At 41.6% G+C, this 984-nt stretch carries 1 pseudogene and 1 CRISPR repeat array; the pseudogene reads left to right on the top strand.

Annotated elements, in window-relative coordinates:
- Positions 1-162 (top strand): annotated as a pseudogene (locus TAGGR_RS11200) (transposase); the annotation flags it as partial.
- A gap of 40 nt (positions 163-202) precedes the next feature.
- Positions 203-901: a CRISPR direct-repeat array (repeat unit 30 nt; unit sequence GTTGCGAGCCTACCTATGAGGAATTGAAAC).
- Positions 902-984: the final 83 nt, after the last annotated feature.

The following is a 984-nucleotide window of genomic DNA, read 5'->3' as shown; positions in this document are numbered from 1 at the left end:
GTAGATACAGAAAGCGAGAACAAGTGGACAGGATTTTTACAGAATCTTCAGACAAGGGGATTAACAGATGATACATTAAGTCTGATAGTAACAGATGGGAGCAAAGCTCTTGAGAATGCAGTAGATAATGTATTTCCTCTTGTATTGAGGCAGAGATGCTGGGCACATAAAATGTGCCCTTTTATGTCAAGTGGAGAAAATGGTTGCGAGCCTACCTATGAGGAATTGAAACTTGGGAAAAGATATACAAACCCCTGCGGTGAGTAAGGTTGCGAGCCTACCTATGAGGAATTGAAACCCATCTTAATGTTTCTTTTTCTCGGTAATATATGCGTAGGTTGCGAGCCTACCTATGAGGAATTGAAACACAACCCCACCATCAAGAACAAACTGTTTAAACCCGTTGCGAGCCTACCTATGAGGAATTGAAACAATCCCATAAGTTGAGGTAACCCATAAGAAGTCGCCAGTTGCGAGCCTACCTATGAGGAATTGAAACCTTCCTGAAAGAAACCTGATAAGAAAAAGTCTGAAGTTGCGAGCCTACCTATGAGGAATTGAAACAATCAATATTAAAGAAAAGAAACTCAACTGAAATTGAGTTGCGAGCCTACCTATGAGGAATTGAAACTCTAAAAATTCATCAACACTCATATGCTTTACTTTTATAGTTGCGAGCCTACCTATGAGGAATTGAAACAACTTTGCCACTGATATGGCAGCCTCTTCATATGTGACTCGTTGCGAGCCTACCTATGAGGAATTGAAACTGGTATTCATGACAGCACAATTTAGAAACTTTCCCGGTTGCGAGCCTACCTATGAGGAATTGAAACCTCAGAATCTGTCTGATATCCTGATGAGATGCTGTGTTGCGAGCCTACCTATGAGGAATTGAAACAAGGTCAACCAGGTTCAGGCAAGTCTTATTATGCGGTTCAGTTGCGAGCCTACCTATGAGGCTGTCTCTTATACACATCTCCG

Origin of the sequence: Thermodesulfovibrio aggregans (assembly GCF_001514535.1) — a bacterium.
In the GTDB taxonomy this organism is placed as follows: Bacteria; Nitrospirota; Thermodesulfovibrionia; order Thermodesulfovibrionales; family Thermodesulfovibrionaceae; genus Thermodesulfovibrio; species Thermodesulfovibrio aggregans.
This window is presented reverse-complemented; position numbering and strand designations above follow the sequence as displayed.